Source organism: Bradyrhizobium roseum (assembly GCF_030413175.1).
GTDB lineage: Bacteria > Pseudomonadota > Alphaproteobacteria > Rhizobiales > Xanthobacteraceae > Bradyrhizobium > Bradyrhizobium roseum.
In genome coordinates, this window is sequence record NZ_CP129212.1 from 1,303,679 (window position 1) to 1,320,022 (window position 16,344).

Here is a 16,344-nt window from a genome sequence, read left to right on the forward strand (position 1 = left end):
TCATTCCGTCGGTCATTCCGTCCGTCATTCCGGGGCGTCCGCAGGACGAACCCGGAATTCAACGGGCCGCGTAGTGGCTGATAGTTGGATTCCGGGTTCGTGCGTCGCACGCCCCGGAATGACCGAGGGCTGTGAATAGCGGCGAGAATCGCGATAAACATCGCTTTCGGGTCGAGCATCCCTATATCCATCATCGGTTGGCATCCGCCCCGACTCAGGCACACACTCAACCCATGCGCTTCACGCCCCAATTCCTCGAAGAGCTTCGCGAGCGGCTTCCGGCCTCGGAAGTTGTGGGCCGCCGCGTCAAGCTGAAGAAGGCGGGGCGCGAGTACAAGGGGCTGTCGCCTTTCCAGCAGGAGAAGACGCCGTCCTTCTTTGTCAACGATGAGAAGCAGGCCTGGTTCGACTTCTCGTCCGGCCTGAACGGAAACATCTTCGATTTTGTCATGAAAACGGAGGGCGTGTCGTTCCCCGAAGCCGTCGAGCGGCTGGCTTCGATGGCCGGCATGGCGCTGCCGGTGGCCACCCCCGACGCCGCGCGGCATGAGCAGCGCCGCAAGACGCTGCATGACGTCATGGAACTGGCCGCCAAATTCTTTGCCGATACGCTGGCCTCGCGCAACGGCGCCAAGGCGCGCGGCTATCTCGGCGATCGCAGCATCACCCCGCAAACGCAGCTGCAGTTTCGCCTCGGCTATGCGCTGCCGGATCGGTTTGCATTGAAAGAGCACCTCGGCGCGCAGGGCATTTCCACCGAGGACATGGTGGAGGCGGGGCTTTTGGTCGGCGGCGACGACATTCCCGTCCCCTATGATCGTTTCCGCGACCGCGTGATGTTTCCGATCACGGATGCGCGGGGCCGCGTCATCGCCTTCGGCGGCCGTGCGCTGGAGAAGGAGGTTCCGGCCAAATACCTGAACTCGCCGGAAACGCCGCTGTTTCACAAGGGCGACAACCTCTACAACCTCGCGACCGCGCGGAGGGCCGCGCATGACGGCTCGCCGCTCATCGTGGTGGAAGGCTATGTCGACGTCATCGCCATGGTCACCGCGGGATTTGCCGGCGCGGTGGCGCCGCTCGGCACGGCGTTGACCGAAAACCAGCTCGCGCTGCTGTGGAAGATGGCGGACGAGCCGATCCTGTGTTTCGACGGCGACCGCGCCGGCCAGAAGGCGGCGTATCGCGCCGCGGATCTCGCGCTGCCCGCGCTGCTGCCGGGCAAGAGCCTGCGCTTTGCGCTGCTGCCCGAAGGGCAGGACCCTGATGATCTCGCGCGCTCCGGCGGCCGGGTTGCGATCGAGGAAGTGATCTCGGCCGCGCGGCCGCTGTCCGACATGCTGTGGTCGCGCGAGGTCGAGGGCGGCAGCTTTGCAACGCCCGAGCGGCGCGCGGCGCTGGAGGCGCGCATCAACGAACTCTCCAAGGGCATCCGCGACGAGGTGGTGCGCCGGCATTACCGCGATAATCTCGCCGATCGCCTGCAGCGCGCCTTTGCGCCCCAGGGCGGCGGCTACGGCCGGGGCAATTTCCGGGGCGGACGGAGCGAATCACCCCGCGCATTCACCCCGCGCGGACCGGCTGCGGCCGGCCGATTCGCCGCCCGGGGCGGCAGCCGCGGGCCGGGGGCGGGGGCAGCCCCGTCGATCGCGCCCGGTCCCTACCAGGCCGCCAGCCCTCAGCTCGCGACCAGCCCGATCATGCGCGGCCAGCGCAGCGCGATGTCCCGCCGCGAGGCGTTGATCCTGCAATCTCTCATTAACCACCCATGGCTGTTGCACGATCATCTGGAGGAGGTGGCGATGCTGGAACTGGCCCATCCCGAAGCCACCAAGCTCCGCGCCGCCATAATTGCGGCCTTCGCCAACGACCATCACCATTCCCCGGATGTCGAGGAGCAGGCCGAGAAAATGCGGGCCGATCTCGAGGCTCGCGGATTAACTGATATTCTTCAAAGGGTTGAGCGGGCGATTACGACCTCGGCGGTATGGGCCGCCAAGCCCGGCGCGGCGCGGGAAGACGTTTTGGCCACATGGCAGCAACTCGTTGTCTTGCATCAGAAAACACATGCCTTACTTAGGGAGAGGAAGGACGCCGAGCTGGCGCTGGGCGATGAGCCCACCGAGGCCAACATGGCATGGCTGAAGGACGTCAGCGCCCGCCTGGAGTCGATCGACGGTACCGAAGCCCTGATCGAGGGGTTCGGCGAGCTTTCGGGCCGGTTCCGAAAGAGCGTCTGAGGAAATAAATGATGCGGACGGCGGCGGCCGTGCCCGCAAAAAGACTCGCCAAATCCTTGGTTTGGCGGCAAAAACAGGGTTAAGCGAAGCTTAATAGTCCAGAGGTTACTTATAAGGCGCCTAAGGGCTATTGGCATAACACCGGCGATGGCGGGTTAATGGGGTGGCGACATCTGCGCCGCCCTTTGCGCGTCATGCGTATGCGAATATTCAAGGGGCACGAGCGTGATCGGGAAAAGCGGACTATCCGGTTTTCCGAATCGATCACACAGGCAAGGATCTGGCGGGTTGGCTTTTCAAACAAAAGACATCCGGCCAACGACTTCAGTAATTCAGGAGCGGATGGCGTCGCGCGCCATCCTGCACGAGCGCGTTTCGGGAGCTTGATGAATGGCCACCAAGGCAAAGACGCTGCAGGTTAAAGACAAGGAAAAAGACGACAAGGCAGCGGACGCCCCTGAGAAGGATTCGGCCGACGCGCCGTCGCCGTTGCTCGATCTTTCCGATGCCGCGGTCAAGAAGATGATCAAGCAGGCCAAGAAGCGCGGCTTCGTGACCTTCGATCAGCTCAACGAAGTGCTGCCCTCCGACACCACCTCGCCCGAACAGATCGAGGACATCATGTCGATGCTCTCCGACATGGGCATCAACGTCTCCGAGGCCGAAGAGGCCGACAGCGACGAGGAAAAGGAAGACGACGCCGACGACACCGACAACGAGCTTGTCGAGGTCACGCAGAAGGCCGTCACCGAAGTCAAGAAGTCCGAGCCCGGCGAGCGCACCGACGATCCCGTCCGCATGTATCTGCGCGAAATGGGCACGGTGGAATTGCTGTCGCGCGAAGGCGAAATCGCGATTGCCAAGCGCATCGAGGCCGGCCGCGAGGCGATGATCGCGGGCCTTTGCGAAAGCCCGCTGACCTTCCAGGCCATCATCATCTGGCGCGATGAACTCAACGAAGGAAAGATCTTCCTTCGCGACATCATCGATCTCGAAGCCACCTATGCCGGCCCCGACGCCAAGAACAACATGAACCCGGCGTTGATCGCCGGTCCCGGTGGTGAGGGAGCTCCCGCCGCCAATGGCGAGGCTGCGCCCGCGCATGTCGCGCCTCCCGCGGCGCCCCCCGCGCCGACACCGTTCCGCGCCGCGCCCGCGGCGGCCCCCGGTGGCGACACCGTGGAAAAGGACCCGGCCGAGTCCGCCGCCGACGGCGACATGGACGACGACGAGTTCGAAAACCAGATGTCGCTCGCCGCCATCGAGGCCGAGCTGAAGCCGAAGGTCGTCGAGACGTTCGACAAGATCGCCTCCGAATACAAGAAGCTGCGCCGCTTGCAGGAACAGGATATCGCCAACCAGCTGCAGAGCGAGTCGCTGTCGCCCTCGCAGGAGCGCAAATACAAGAAGCTGAAGGACGAAATCATCGTCGAGGTGAAGTCGCTGCGGCTGAACCAGGCGCGTATCGATTCGCTCGTCGAGCAGCTCTACGACATCAACAAGAAGCTGGTCTCGTTCGAGGGCCGCCTGCTGCGCCTCGGCGACAGCCACGGCGTCGCGCGCGAAGACTTCCTGCGCAACTACCAGGGCTCGGAGCTCGATCCGCGCTGGCTCAACCGTGTCTCGAAACTTTCCGCCAAGGGCTGGAAGAATTTCGTTCATCACGAGAAGGATCGCATCAAGGAGCTGCGCGGCGAGATCCAGCAGCTGGCGGCGCTCACCGGGCTTGAGATCGGCGAATTCCGCAAGATCGTGCACGGCGTGCAGAAGGGCGAGCGCGAGGCACGCCAGGCCAAGAAGGAAATGGTCGAGGCCAACCTGCGCCTCGTGATCTCGATCGCCAAGAAGTACACCAACCGCGGCCTGCAGTTCCTCGACCTGATCCAGGAAGGCAATATCGGCCTGATGAAGGCGGTCGATAAATTCGAATACCGCCGCGGCTACAAGTTCTCGACCTACGCGACATGGTGGATCCGGCAGGCGATCACGCGCTCGATCGCCGACCAGGCCCGCACCATCCGCATCCCCGTGCACATGATCGAGACCATCAACAAGATCGTGCGCACCTCTCGCCAGATGCTCAACGAGATCGGCCGCGAGCCGACCCCGGAAGAGCTCGCCGAAAAGCTAGGCATGCCGCTGGAGAAGGTCCGCAAGGTCCTGAAGATCGCCAAAGAGCCGCTCTCGCTCGAAACCCCTGTCGGTGACGAGGAAGATTCACACCTCGGCGATTTCATCGAGGACAAGAACGCGATCCTCCCGATCGACGCGGCGATCCAGTCCAATTTGCGCGAGACCACCACGCGCGTGCTGGCCTCGCTCACCCCCCGCGAAGAACGCGTGCTGCGCATGCGCTTCGGCATCGGCATGAATACGGATCACACGCTGGAAGAAGTCGGCCAGCAGTTCTCGGTGACGCGCGAACGTATCCGCCAGATCGAGGCGAAGGCGCTGCGCAAGCTGAAGCATCCGTCGCGAAGCCGGAAGCTGCGGAGCTTTTTGGATAACTGAACGATGTCAAAGAAGAGGGATGTCCTTCATGACCTCAGCTTCGGCAATCAAATTGCCGAAGAAGAAAAGGACACCCTCAAAGACTACTTTGTTCAGACTTCCTCATGGCAAAAAATTCTTCGCGGCGAGATCGACGTAATCTACGGGCCTAAAGGCGCCGGGAAGAGCGCGATCTATGTCTTGATCCAAGACTATGTTGACTATCTATTTGATAAAAACGTTCTGCTCGTGTCCGCGGAACACATTCGCGGCGATCCGGCTTTCAAAAGTCTGACGCTCGACCCGCCAACAAGCGAGCGTGAATTTACCAATATTTGGAAGCTGTATTTTCTGACGCTGATAGCTAGAGCGTTAGATGACTACGGTATGAAGGGGGCGAGCATTGAGCAGTTGCGAACGGTGCTTTCCGAGAACGGCCTGCTGGCTTCGAAATCAACGACGCTTGGCGCGATATTGAAGCTGGTCCAAACGTATGTACGCAAATATTCGAACCCGTCCGCGGTCGAGGGCGGAGTTCAGGTATCGGCCGAGGGGATGCCGAAGTTCTCGGGGAAGCTCACTTTCGAGGATACCACCCCTGAGAACGAGAAGAAGGGTTTCGTGTCTATCGACCAGCTCTTCAATTTGGCGAATCAGTCGCTTGACGGTGCGCGCCATAAGGTTTGGGTCCTGCTGGATCGCTTGGACGTGGCATTCGATGAATCCTCCGAGCTTGAAAAAAATGCATTGAGGGCGCTCTTCAGAGCATATCGAGACATTCGAAAGTACGACCATGTAGTCGTTAAGGTGTTCCTGCGAACAGATATCTGGGAGCGGATTGCGGATAGAGGATTCCGCGAGGCCACTCATATCTCGCGCGACATTACGCTTAAATGGGATAAGAATTCCTTGCAAAATCTGATTGTTAGGCGCTTGCTGAGCAACCCGAAGGTGTTAGACTTCTATTCTGTAAAGCAAGAGCAGGTATTGGAAGACTATAATGCTCAGAGCGATTTTTTTTATCGAGTGTTTCCCGACCAAATAGAGCTTGGCGAGAAGCAATCAAATACTATGGACTGGATCATTAAGCGCAGCACCGACTCTCGTAATGATCCGGCGCCTCGTGAGATTATATATTTTTTGAATAAGGCGGTAGAGCATCAAATGGCTCGTTTGGAGCGTGGTGAAGAAGAGCCCGATGGGAATGCGCTGTTCGATCGGGCGGTGTTCAAAGAGGCGCTTCCAGAGTTGTCAGAATATCGAACAACTAAGATGTTGTATGCTGAGTACCCCGACGAAAAAAAGTACATTGAAAAAATGCGGGGTGAAAAATCGGAGCAAAGCGTGGTGACCCTCTCTAGTCTTTGGGCTGTGAACGAAGACGAGACGAAACGGATAGCTCAAAAGCTCGTAGATATCGGCTTTTTCGAGCAACGAGGATCGCGTGAAAACCTTAGTTTTTGGGTGCCATTTATGTACCGTCCTTATTTAGGTTTGGTGCAAGGTAAAGCCGAAACTGACCAATAAGAGATGCAGCCGCTCCTCGCGCATAGTGTAGGGGGCGATGACGCGGCTATTTGCTCCGGCGCACCAGGCCGATGCTGTTGATCGCCAGCGGCGCGGGGAGCGGTTGTTTCCGGCGCTCTGCCGGTCCTATTTTTTGACATAGCCACCGCCGATCGGCGCGGCGATTCAGTCCAATCAGCGCGAAACCACTACGCGCGTGCTGGCCTCGCTCACCCTGCGCGAAGAACGCGTGCTCCGCATGCGCGTTGGAAAGCTTCAACGGGCGCATGCGCGATGAACTGCTCAACGAGACCCTGTTCTTCGATCTCGACGACGCTAGGGCAAAGACTGCGGTGTGGGTCGCAGACTACAACGGCGACCGCCCCCACTCATCGCTGAAATACCTCACCCCGGCGGCCTACGCTACCACATTCACCGCAACGGGCGATCGGCTGCGCAACCCCGACCAGCTCCGCCGATCGCCCGTTGCTCCACCTGCGCCAATCGGCGTACAAAACCCCGGGACTCTAATTGCCACCGGATGAAAGTTCAGTGGCAGGTCAGTATCGGCATGAATACGGATCACACGCTGGAAGAAGTCGGCCAGCAGTTCTACGTGACCAGCGTACGCATGCGCCAGATCGAGCGAAGGCGCTGTGCGAGCTGAAGCATCCGTCGCGGAGCCGGAAACTGCGGTCGTTCCTGGATAGCTGATTCAAACTGTCGTCGCCGGTTTGGCCGGCAAATAAATTGATGCATAAGCGGCGGGCGAAAGCTCGCCGCTTATTTTTGTGTTTTGAAGGCGGGCGCTGCAAAAATTACTATCAAGCTCGATCTCAGTTCGATCGGACTTGACGCCCCACGATGACGACAAATTTGTGATGGTCACTTGACAACCTCGGCCAATATAGATTGCATCTATAGATTGTATTTGGGGGAGGATTACCATGAAATGGTCGACTGCAAATATTTTATTCGCCGATGTGAAAGGCTACAGCGCGCTCAAAGACACGCACATGAAGACATTCGCAGAAGTAATATTGCTTGCAATAGCGAAGCGACTATACGGCATTTCCATCAAGCACGCGAACACGTGGGGAGATGGGATAGTTATTGTGTGCGACAAGATCGAAGATGTGTGCGAGTCCGCGGTTCATTTGAAGGACCTTTTTCAAGGCTTCAATTGGAAGCGGCATGATCTGCCGAAACTCGATATTCGCATATCTATTCACCATGGAGAATATTTGGAAGGCGATGACGCCTTCACGGGAAGGCCTACGTTTTGCGGCCGTACCGTTGTTACTGCGGCGCGGATTGAACCGGTGACACCACCTGGCAAAATTTGGATGACCGTCCAAGCTGCAAATATGTTGAAGCAACATATGAACGGAGAGGACAATCCCTACTTCGCAATCGACAGCGTCGGCGAAATTAAGCTTCCGAAGAAATACGGTTCAATTGAGATTTGCACTCTGCGCCGCTTCTCCGAACCTCCTTTATCGGATCAAGATCTGAAGGAGATCAGAGAGGCGGAACGCATGCGGTTAAAACTCGGCGGTGTTGTTGATCGTGACAGTGACATCCGCGAACTAGTCAGCGGAAATCAAATCGAATCGTACGGCATCGTGATCGGTGTAGTGGTTAATCGCAGGGAAGTTTTGTTGGTCAAAAGAAGGGATCGTAGCGAGGGGCTAGACTGGATGTTTCCGTCAGGCAAGAAATGGCCCAATCAAGACGAAATTTCCGTTATCGAAAAAGAGGTGCTTGAAGAGGCGGGGATCACTTGCGGTGTGATGCGGAAAATTGCTCAAGTCGAGGACCATCCAAAAACCCACTTCAGATGCAGCTACTTTCACTTGGAACCTGGGGAGAATACCACAATCGTGAACGGCGATACGCGGGAAAATGAGGAGGTTAAGTGGGTATCTATTCCTGAGGCATTAGCTAAGATTGGAAGTGATATTAATCCAGATGTTGCTAGATTCTTGACCAAGTTTGCGACCGATTCGGCCTGATTTGGAGCTCTGGATGGTGCAACTATCGTTGTATCTACCTTCGGGGTCTGCGATAAACTCTGGATCAGAGAGGATCTCCCCGGTGCATAGGTTGTCACAAAACCGGCCTGAAGTGGCATTGGCCGTCGTAGTTCGGTCTGACGAGGGCTGCAAATCTGTATTGATGGTTCGACGCGCAAATTCTGCTGAGAATTGCCCTCGTTGGGTATTTCCTGGTGGGAAAGTCGATGCTGGAGAAAGCGTGCGAGCAGCAGCAAAGCGCGAGCTTAAGGAAGAAACTGGAATTGAAGTCGCTCGCCCCGACATTCTTGGATCACGAATCCATCCGGTTTCAGGAATGCGCATTCACTACGTGAGCTTTCACTACAGGAAAGGATTCGCGCGTTTGTGCGAGCCAAGCAAGCTTGATCAGCTGAGTTGGGTTAGTGTTTCTGAAGTCGCGGGCTTCGCTGGGGATACGCTCTTTGCTCCAGTCGAATCTTTTCTGCAAGATAGCGCCAGCTCAGCTCAAGCGGAGCTGCTGTAAGATTTTCAAGAGCCCTCGCCGCGTGCGAATGTCCTGACTTATTTTTCGTCGTTCGGAAGCATTATTGTTTGCTTAGCATTTTGGCTTCAAAGCGGAGATGAAGGTTTGCAGTTTTGCATTCGATAGATATTCAGATCAAAACCCTACTTCTTCTTCGCCCCGACCCGGCTGAGGCTCTTGATCGCCAGCGGCGCGCGGCCGGATTTTTCGGCGATTTCGCGGTCCTGCTCCATGATGAACGCGCGCGCCGGCTCGTCGCCGTCCAGCCCGCCGAGCAGCTCGGACGGCACGCGGCGGTTGGAGCGCTGCGAATCGTCCTCATAGACGACGTTGAAAAAGGCGAACTCGCCCTTGGGATTGGTTCCGGGTTTCTTGGCCATGGGCGGCTTGTCTCCGATTAGAGCTGTGCTGTCAAAGAAAAAGGGCAGGCTCTGATCGCCGTTTCGGGGGACGCCCGGCGCTGCCGGGGCATGCCGAAAAACTCGGCGAAATCTGCAAATCCCGGCCCCGTTTCGACCGCGATGCCCCGCCACGTTCCCTGCCATGCATCCCGCCCCGGACCGGTTTTCCACGCACCCGAGCGCCGCCGCCAACTGGCCGCCGCTGCGCCGCTTCATCGCCGGCGAATACCGGCTCGGCTGCGTCATGGCCCGCCGCCGCTGGACTGCAGCACTTTATGAATGCTTTCGTTTCGGCGTGAAGCAGGCCTGGGCCAGCCTGTTTGGCGGCATCGCCATCTTCCTGATGATCGCCACCTGGTGGTTCTATCCGGCCGGCGCGGCGCTGCCGCGCTACGACTTTCTGTTACTCTGCATGGTCACGGTCCAGCTCGCGTTGCTCGCCGGGAAACTGGAGACGCCGGACGAGGCCAAGGTGATCCTGATCTATCACGCCGTCGGCACGGTGATGGAGCTGTTCAAGACGCAGGCCGGCTCCTGGATCTATCCGGAGGCGAATTTTTTCCGGGTCGGCGGCGTGCCGCTGTTTACCGGTTTCATGTATGCCTGCATCGGCAGCTATCTCTGCCGCGCCTGGCGGCTGTTCGATTTCGAATTCTCCCACCACCCGCGCCGCCGCGGCCTTGCCGCGCTCAGCATCGCGATCTACCTCAATTTCTTCAGCCATCATTACATCGTCGACCTGCGCTGGCTGCTGTTCGCGCTGGCAGGCGCGCTGTTTTTCCGCACCCGGGTTCATTTCAGGATCTGGCGCCGCCACCGCTCGATGCCGCTCCTGCTTGGCCTCGTGCTGGTGTCCGCGCTGATCTGGTGCTCCGAAAACATCGGCACGTTCACCAAAATCTGGCTCTATCCGTCGCAGCGGCTGGGCTGGTCGATGGTTTCCGTCGACAAGCTCGGCTCATGGTTCCTGCTGCTGATCATCAGCTACACGCTGGTGAGCTTGGTCAATGCGCCGCGGCCAAGGCGCGGGGAGGCGGTGCGAAGTCATGTGTTCCTTCGCCCCCGCGGTTCGCCGGCAGCGGGCTGAAAGGTCTCTACGCCGCCGACGCCGTACCCGGACCGCCCCGCCCCTTCTGCTGGCTGGACAGGATGCTCTGCCACAGCGCGGCAACGCTCTTCTGCGTCTCCGGCGCGATCAGGCAATGGCCCTGGTTGTCGAAGCCGCAGAATTTCGCCGAGGCATCGCCACGCACGCGCGCGAAGGCCTCGTTGATCGCCTCGAGGCATTCGATGACCTGGCCGATGTCCTGCAGCCGCGTGTGATAGAGGATGTCGATCAGGCGGAAGGCCATGACGGGCGGCTGTCCGAACGAAATGCCGGGCCGCGCGAATTCGAAGAACACGTTGAACGCCGGCATCATGCCCTTGATCTGCGCCAGCACCGCGGCGGCGTCCTCGGTCGTGCAGCCGACCAGGTGTGCGGCTTGCGGATGTTCCGCTGCCGCCGGCGCGTCGGCCGCCAGCCCGAGCGAGGCAATCACCTCGTGCTCGATCCACTGCCGGACATGGGCAGGGGCATTGCGGATCTGGTCGGTGGTCAGGGTAATTCCGATCATGGCGGGCCTCCTTTGGATGACATCCTAGGAAAGCCGGCGTGCGGTAATATTGACGCGGATCAATCGTGTCGGCCGAAGCCGTAAGGTCAGCGGCGGCGTGCCCTTGCCATCGCGTGTTCCGGCCGCACCACCGGGGCCGGCGGGCCGCGCCGCTTCTCGCCGTCGGCACGGCCCATCGCCATGATCGCGGTGCCCATCGCGGCCGAACCGAACGTGACGGCGAAGCCGAACAGCAGCAGCCCGAGCGCGGTGCCGGGCGAGGCGTCGGCGAAAATCAGATGCCGCAGGCCACCGGGGTTGAGCGCCAGCAGCCCGCCGACCAGCAGCGCCGCCAGCGCTATGCCGACGGCGAGATTGATGAAGAGCAGGCGAAACAGCGGCACGCGGAGGAAACCGAATTTTCGGGACATCTGCGCCTCGCTTGCTGGTTCGCGGGGCCATGTGGCTCCGCCTCTCTGCGGGCCATTCTAGCAGAACTTCGCCGCCGTCAGAAAGCGCGTTGCGCGCCGGTCTCGCCCGGTTCAGGCGAGCCTTACGGCGCCACCAGTTCCACGCGGCGATTGAGCGCGCGGCCGGCCTCGGTGGCGTTGGAGCCGGCCGGCGCCAGCAGGCCGACGCCCGCCGTGCGCAGTCGCGGCGCACCGATGCCGTAGTTCTTCACCAGTTCGGCGGCGATCGCCTCGGCGCGGCGTCGCGACAGGTCGAGATTGTAGGCGTAGGGCCCCTGGTTGTCGGTGTGGCCGACGATGAAGACGTTGAGCCCGACATTGGCGTTCAGGAGCTTGGCAATCTGTTCGAGGGTCGGGCGGCTCTCCGGCTTCACTTCGGCCCGGTCGGTGTCGAAATAAATCCCGTACAGCGCGATGCGGCCGGTCTCGCGCAGGCCCTTGGCCATGACCGTGGCATCCACCATCTTGTTCTCGATCGCACGAACCTCGGCGATGACGAGTTGCGCATAGATCTCGCGGTTGTTCTCGCTGACGGTGAGGCCGACGAAAGTCTCGCGTCCGCCCTCCGCCTTGCGCCCCGAAAAATAGCGGTAGTTGAAACCGTCCACCCACATCTGCGGGATCGGCAGCGCGTCGATGCCTTCCGAAAACGGAATGCCGCCGCAGGCGTCGGTGTCGCAGGCCAGCAGCGTCTCGAACCCGGCCTTCGCCAGCTGGGTTTCGAAATTGCGCGACACTTCCAGGATCGAGGGGCCGGGATTGGTACGATAGGCGATGCGGGTGATGCGCCCTTCCAGCCGCCGCGCATCGGTCGGCTGGCCGTCCCTGAACACCGCAGCCTGCACGCGCGCCGCGTCAAAATCCTTCACCTGATATCCGGTGATGACGCTGCCGCCGAACCGGCCGATGCCGGGATAATCCTTTGCGCCGACGACGTCGCGCGTCTGCGCGGCGGCGCTCGTCATCGCGCCGAGCGAGAAAGCGAGCAGCAGCAGGATCGGCTTGAACAGGGTATGCGGCACGCTCATGGGAAATCCATTCGTTGGGAAGCGGTCGGAGGATGGGAGGGAAGGTCGACCGGTAATGGTCGCGCCGGCAGATCAACCGGTTCAATTTCGTCGCAATCATGGCCGTTTTCGCAGGAGATTTGGCCCGTGCGTCCAGCCGCCGCCCTCGAAGCGCGGGCAGGGACGTGCTAGAAGCCGGGGCTATTTGCAGTGCTCTCCAAGGATTGGCCGTTCATGCTCCGCATCGCATTTGCTTTCAGCGCCGCCCTGGCTGTGTCCGCAGGCCTCAGCCACGCCCACGCCGCCCAATGCGGCAACTCTTCGGCCGGCTACGCCGCATGGAAGCAGGAGTTTGCCGGCGAGGCTCGCGCCAAAGGCGTCAGCGCCGGCACCATCCAGGCGCTGATGGCGACGAACTATGCCCAGGCGACCATCAATGCCGACCGCGGCCAGCGCAGTTTCAAGCTCTCGCTCGACGAGTTCCTCGCCAAGCGCGGCGCGACGACGATCGTCGCCAAGGGCCGCCAGCTCAAGCAATCGCAGGCCGCGCTGTTCGCCTCGATCCGAGAGCGCACCGGCGTGCCGCCGGGACCGCTGCTCGCGATCTGGGGCATGGAAACCGGGTTCGGCACCCAGCGCGGCAACCAGAACATGCTCGCCTCGATTGCGACGCTGTCCTACGACTGCCGCCGCTCGGAATATTTCACCGAGCATCTCTATGCCGCGCTGCAATTGATCGATCGCGGCACGCTCTCGCCGAGCCAGCGGGGCTCGATGCATGGCGAGGTCGGGCAGACGCAGTTCATGCCGAAAGCCATTTTGGCGTACGGCACCGGCAATCTCGAAAACTCGGCGAACGCGCTGATGTCGACCGGCAACTTTTTGAAGGCGCACGGCTGGAAGGCCGGCGCCGGCTATCAGCCCGGCGAGCCGAACTTCGCCGCCATCCAGGCCTGGAACGCCTCCGGCGTCTATCAGAAGGCGATCGCGCTGATGGGCAAGCAGATCGACGGCGGCGGCGAGTAGGGGCTTCTGACTTCGCGCATGCTCTCACAGTCATAGGGCTCATGCGCGCGGTCGATGTGTCTAACGCGCCACACCGGAAACTTTTCGCGCCGACGGTACCCGCCGAGATTGTACCGGATGCCGTCCCCTGAGACTCTACGAATCATTTTGAGATTCGAACCATCTTCGGATCGGGGTCTGCATTGGGGGCGGAGCTTGGCGAATTTTTTGATTGCAACGGTTGTGGGCGCTTTGGCGGGGGCCGCGCTCGCGGGTTCGGCGTTGGCGGCCGACATACCGGCGAAGGCGCCACCGGCCGCGCCGTCATGGTCGGGATTCTACGCTGGCGTGTCGCTCGGAGCCCGCTGGGCGGCCAACGACTGGCGAACCAGCAACGTCGCTCCGAATTTCGGCGCCAACTTATTCATTCCGACCGCTGGCACCGGTGGCGCGATGGATAGCGTTGCGGCCAGGTTCGGGGCCTATCTCGGTTACAATCTGCAGGTCGCGACATCATGGGTTGTCGGTGTCGAGGCCGACTTCGGGTGGGCCGACAACAGCAAGGCGGCGAATTCTCTGCCGGGAACGGCCGGGGTCATGTTCGGCGCCCCTCTGGTTGGCCTTCCATCTGGCTCCGTAAAGGAGACGTGGGACGGCAGCGTGCGCGGCCGTCTCGGTTATTTGGTCGCGCCCGCCACACTGGTTTACGGCACCGGCGGCGTCGCATGGCAGCGCCTCGGACTGAACGCCAGTTGCACCGTGGTTCCCGGAAACTCCTTCTGCTTCGGCAATCCTCACAACGAAACCCTTGGGACGACCAGGGTCGGTTGGACCGTCGGCGGCGGCGTCGAGCAGATGATCGGCCGCAACTGGCTCGTGCGCGTCGATTACCGTTACGCCGATCTCGGGACCGTCACCCAAACTTTCTTCACTGCCGGCGGGGTCGGCGTCGGGTTCGACGACCGCTTCGACGCCCGCGTCAAGGTGCACACCCACACCGCGACGGTCGGCCTCGCCTACCGGTTCTGATTTTGAAACTCAGTTGACTGGTTCGGCGCCGTCGCAGGGCCGCCGCGAAGGGACGTAACTCCGGCCCTGCGTGCACATGCGCCGTCGGGACGGCGAGGTTTCGCAGGTCATTCTCCCATGGCATGATCGGGCCCAGATGAACAAGGGATTCGCATGCGCATGTTTCGTTGGGCCATTTTCCTCAGTGCCGTCATTCTCTCCACCCCCGTTTACGCCGCCCGCTGCGGCGGCGATTTCAACACCTTCGTCGCGGCGATGTCGCAGGAGGCGCGGGCGGCGGGGATTTCGGAGGCGGTGATCAGCCAGGCGTTCGCCGGCGTCACGCAGGATCCGGCGGTGCTGGCCTTCGACCGCCGCCAGCGCGGCACCTTCAACAAATCGTTCGAGCAGTACGTCTCCACCCGCGTCGGTCCCGGGCGCATCAACATGGGCCGGCAGATGCTGCAGCGGCACGGCTCGCTGCTGTCGCGCATCGAGCAGAAGTTCGGCGTGCCGCCGGAAATCGTGGTCGCGATCTGGGGGCTGGAGTCTGATTTCGGCAAGGGCGACATCGGCAAGATGCCGGTCATCCGCACGCTCGCCACCATGGCGCATGATTGCCGCCGCACCGAGCTGTTCCAGGGCGAATTGCTGGCGGCGCTGAAGATCGTGCAGCGCGGCGATCTGCCGTTGCGCGACCTGATCGGCGCCTTCGCCGGCGAACTCGGCCAGACGCAATTCCTGCCGTCGTCCTACATCAAATACGGCGTCGACTTCGACGGCAACGGCCACGTCGACCTCCGCCACAGCGTGGCCGACGTGCTCGCCTCCACCGCAAACCTGCTGCACGTCTCCGGCTTCAAGGGCGGCGCGCCCTACGGCGAGGGCACGCCGAATTTCGAAGCCATGCGCGAGTGGAACAGGGCGACCATCTACCGCAAGACGATCGGGTATTTTGCCGATCGGCTGGCGGGAAGGTAGATCTGTCTGCAGTCATTTTCGAACGACAGCCGTCATCACCCGCGAAGGCGGGTGATCCAGTATTCCAGAGACAGTGTTGATTGAACCGACAAGCCGCGGCGTACTGGATCTCCGCCTGCGCGGGGATGACATTGGCGCGAGCGACGGTACCGCCTCTAACTCGACTGCCTGCTCATCTTTTCGATCCGCTTCGCCAGCACCGCCCAGTACGTCGCCGGGCGAAACCGCTGCAGCAGGTCCATGAACTTCGCATCGTTCCCGATCAGGATGCGCGGCTGGTTCTTCTCGATGCCGGCGATGATGCGCTGGGCCGCGACCGGCGGCGTGGTCTTGGCGACCGCATCGAAACGGTCGATGGATTCGACGCGGCGCGCATTGTCGGTGATCCCCGCGCCGGTGCGGGAGTTGCGCACGATGTTGGTCAGCACGCCGCCGGGATGCACCACCGAGAGCTTCACCGGGCTGTTGGCCATCGCGAGTTCATGCCGCAGGCTTTCCGAAAAGCCGCGCACCGCGAATTTCGCCGCGCAATAGGCGGTCTGGCCGGGCGGCGCGATGATGCCGAAGATCGAGGACAGATTGACGATATGCGCCTCGCGCTGTTTGGCCAGATGCGGCAGGAACGCACGGGTGCCGTGCACGACGCCCCAGAAGTTGATGTTGATCAGCCACTCCATCTGCGCCTGATCGACCTCGTGGAAGGCGCCGAGCAGGGCGACGCCGGCATTGTTGATGAGGATGTTGAGCGAAGGGTGGGCGGCCGTCGCCGACCCGGCAAATTCCTGGATCTGCGCGGGTTCGCCGACATCGACGCGATGCGTCGTGACCTTGCGTGAATTCGTCTTGCCGATCTCGGCTGCCACCTGCCGCAGCCCGGCCTCGTCGCGATCGGCGAGCGCGAGATCGCAGCCGCGCGATGCCAGCTCCAGCGCCAGCGCGCGGCCGATGCCGCTGGCGGCGCCGGTCACGGCGGCCGCGCTTCCGGATATGGCGGTCATGTGGAGAAACTCCCTACGGATGCAGTGCTGGTTCCCGCGAAGTTTCGCAAATTGGAACCGAACCATAAAGCGGTTTCCTCGCTTAACTTGAACCACTTGATA

The 16,344-nt window shown here is 61.1% G+C and carries 14 protein-coding genes and 2 pseudogenes; 11 read left to right on the forward strand and 5 right to left on the reverse strand.

All coding sequences use genetic code 11. From position 1 onward, the window contains the following. Positions 1-233: 233 nt before the first annotated feature. The 7 genes and pseudogenes from dnaG to QUH67_RS06175 all read left to right on the forward strand — a co-directional run bounded on the left by dnaG (position 234) and on the right by QUH67_RS06175 (position 8,777). Positions 234-2,240 carry a DNA primase gene (dnaG, locus tag QUH67_RS06145; protein WP_300945786.1) on the forward strand — a complete coding sequence of 669 codons (2,007 nt, stop codon included), beginning with the start codon at positions 234-236 and terminating at the stop codon, positions 2,238-2,240. Between the two features lie 390 nt (positions 2,241-2,630). Further along, positions 2,631-4,751: an RNA polymerase sigma factor RpoD gene (rpoD, locus tag QUH67_RS06150; protein WP_300945787.1), complete on the forward strand. Its 2,121-nt coding sequence runs from the start codon at positions 2,631-2,633 to the stop codon at positions 4,749-4,751. 3 nt (positions 4,752-4,754) lie between these two features. Beyond that, complete coding sequence (locus tag QUH67_RS06155; RefSeq protein WP_300945788.1) at positions 4,755-6,257, forward strand: P-loop ATPase, Sll1717 family; 1,503 nt, start codon at positions 4,755-4,757, stop codon at positions 6,255-6,257. Between the two features lie 245 nt (positions 6,258-6,502). Continuing rightward, positions 6,503-6,781, forward strand: a pseudogene (locus QUH67_RS06160) (integrase core domain-containing protein); the annotation flags it as partial. A gap of 17 nt (positions 6,782-6,798) precedes the next feature. Next, positions 6,799-6,950, forward strand: a pseudogene (locus tag QUH67_RS06165) (sigma factor-like helix-turn-helix DNA-binding protein); the annotation flags it as partial. Positions 6,951-7,183: 233 nt separating this feature from the next. After that, a complete protein-coding gene (locus QUH67_RS06170; RefSeq protein WP_300945789.1) occupies positions 7,184-8,251 on the forward strand; it encodes an NUDIX domain-containing protein in 1,068 nt (355 codons plus the stop codon). Between the two features lie 13 nt (positions 8,252-8,264). After that, positions 8,265-8,777: an NUDIX domain-containing protein gene (locus QUH67_RS06175; protein ID WP_300945790.1), complete on the forward strand. Its 513-nt coding sequence runs from the start codon at positions 8,265-8,267 to the stop codon at positions 8,775-8,777. 143 nt (positions 8,778-8,920) lie between these two features. On the opposite strand, the gene QUH67_RS06180 is transcribed toward QUH67_RS06175, so the two are convergent. Then, positions 8,921-9,157 carry a hypothetical protein gene (locus tag QUH67_RS06180; protein WP_300945791.1) on the reverse strand — a complete coding sequence of 79 codons (237 nt, stop codon included), beginning with the start codon at positions 9,155-9,157 and terminating at the stop codon, positions 8,921-8,923. A 163-nt stretch (positions 9,158-9,320) separates the two neighbouring features. Here QUH67_RS06180 and QUH67_RS06185 point away from each other — a divergent pair, with 163 nt between their 5' ends. Further along, positions 9,321-10,265: a DUF817 domain-containing protein gene (locus QUH67_RS06185; protein WP_300945792.1), complete on the forward strand. Its 945-nt coding sequence runs from the start codon at positions 9,321-9,323 to the stop codon at positions 10,263-10,265. Between the two features lie 7 nt (positions 10,266-10,272). Here QUH67_RS06185 and QUH67_RS06190 read toward each other — a convergent pair whose 3' ends face one another. The 3 genes from QUH67_RS06190 to QUH67_RS06200 all read right to left on the reverse strand — a co-directional run bounded on the left by QUH67_RS06190 (position 10,273) and on the right by QUH67_RS06200 (position 12,271). Then, positions 10,273-10,794, reverse strand: coding sequence for a hypothetical protein (locus tag QUH67_RS06190; protein ID WP_300945793.1), 522 nt, complete (start codon positions 10,792-10,794; stop codon positions 10,273-10,275). 86 nt (positions 10,795-10,880) lie between these two features. Continuing rightward, complete coding sequence (locus QUH67_RS06195) at positions 10,881-11,204, reverse strand: hypothetical protein (RefSeq protein ID WP_300945794.1); 324 nt, start codon at positions 11,202-11,204, stop codon at positions 10,881-10,883. A gap of 122 nt (positions 11,205-11,326) precedes the next feature. After that, on the reverse strand, positions 11,327-12,271 hold the full coding sequence (locus QUH67_RS06200) for an OmpA family protein (protein WP_300945795.1): 945 nt from the start codon (positions 12,269-12,271) through the stop codon (positions 11,327-11,329). Positions 12,272-12,484: 213 nt separating this feature from the next. Here QUH67_RS06200 and QUH67_RS06205 point away from each other — a divergent pair, with 213 nt between their 5' ends. The 3 genes from QUH67_RS06205 to QUH67_RS06215 all read left to right on the forward strand — a co-directional run bounded on the left by QUH67_RS06205 (position 12,485) and on the right by QUH67_RS06215 (position 15,244). Continuing rightward, positions 12,485-13,276, forward strand: coding sequence for a lytic murein transglycosylase (locus QUH67_RS06205; RefSeq protein ID WP_300945796.1), 792 nt, complete (start codon positions 12,485-12,487; stop codon positions 13,274-13,276). 195 nt (positions 13,277-13,471) lie between these two features. Further along, complete coding sequence (locus tag QUH67_RS06210) at positions 13,472-14,284, forward strand: outer membrane protein (protein ID WP_300945797.1); 813 nt, start codon at positions 13,472-13,474, stop codon at positions 14,282-14,284. A gap of 159 nt (positions 14,285-14,443) precedes the next feature. Further along, the gene (locus QUH67_RS06215) at positions 14,444-15,244 is read left to right on the forward strand and encodes a lytic murein transglycosylase (protein ID WP_455423967.1); all 801 of its coding nucleotides are present in this window, start codon (positions 14,444-14,446) and stop codon (positions 15,242-15,244) included. Positions 15,245-15,399: 155 nt separating this feature from the next. Here QUH67_RS06215 and QUH67_RS06220 read toward each other — a convergent pair whose 3' ends face one another. After that, positions 15,400-16,242 carry an SDR family NAD(P)-dependent oxidoreductase gene (locus QUH67_RS06220; protein ID WP_300945799.1) on the reverse strand — a complete coding sequence of 281 codons (843 nt, stop codon included), beginning with the start codon at positions 16,240-16,242 and terminating at the stop codon, positions 15,400-15,402. Positions 16,243-16,344 lie beyond the last annotated feature (102 nt).

Bases quoted from the DNA above. Each gene is read 5' to 3' on its own strand.
- QUH67_RS06170 (WP_300945789.1), top strand. From the start codon at position 7,184: ATGAAATGGTCGACTGCAAATATTTTATTCGCCGATGTGAAAGGCTAC.
- QUH67_RS06220 (WP_300945799.1), bottom strand. From the start codon at position 16,242: ATGACCGCCATATCCGGAAGCGCGGCCGCCGTGACCGGCGCCGCCAGC.
- QUH67_RS06195 (WP_300945794.1), bottom strand. From the start codon at position 11,204: ATGTCCCGAAAATTCGGTTTCCTCCGCGTGCCGCTGTTTCGCCTGCTC.
- QUH67_RS06180 (WP_300945791.1), bottom strand. From the start codon at position 9,157: ATGGCCAAGAAACCCGGAACCAATCCCAAGGGCGAGTTCGCCTTTTTC.
- QUH67_RS06205 (WP_300945796.1), top strand. From the start codon at position 12,485: ATGCTCCGCATCGCATTTGCTTTCAGCGCCGCCCTGGCTGTGTCCGCA.
- QUH67_RS06175 (WP_300945790.1), top strand. From the start codon at position 8,265: ATGGTGCAACTATCGTTGTATCTACCTTCGGGGTCTGCGATAAACTCT.
- QUH67_RS06215 (WP_455423967.1), top strand. From the start codon at position 14,444: ATGTTTCGTTGGGCCATTTTCCTCAGTGCCGTCATTCTCTCCACCCCC.
- dnaG (WP_300945786.1), top strand. From the start codon at position 234: ATGCGCTTCACGCCCCAATTCCTCGAAGAGCTTCGCGAGCGGCTTCCG.
- rpoD (WP_300945787.1), top strand. From the start codon at position 2,631: ATGGCCACCAAGGCAAAGACGCTGCAGGTTAAAGACAAGGAAAAAGAC.
- QUH67_RS06190 (WP_300945793.1), bottom strand. From the start codon at position 10,794: ATGATCGGAATTACCCTGACCACCGACCAGATCCGCAATGCCCCTGCC.
- QUH67_RS06155 (WP_300945788.1), top strand. From the start codon at position 4,755: ATGTCAAAGAAGAGGGATGTCCTTCATGACCTCAGCTTCGGCAATCAA.
- QUH67_RS06185 (WP_300945792.1), top strand. From the start codon at position 9,321: ATGCATCCCGCCCCGGACCGGTTTTCCACGCACCCGAGCGCCGCCGCC.
- QUH67_RS06200 (WP_300945795.1), bottom strand. From the start codon at position 12,271: ATGAGCGTGCCGCATACCCTGTTCAAGCCGATCCTGCTGCTGCTCGCT.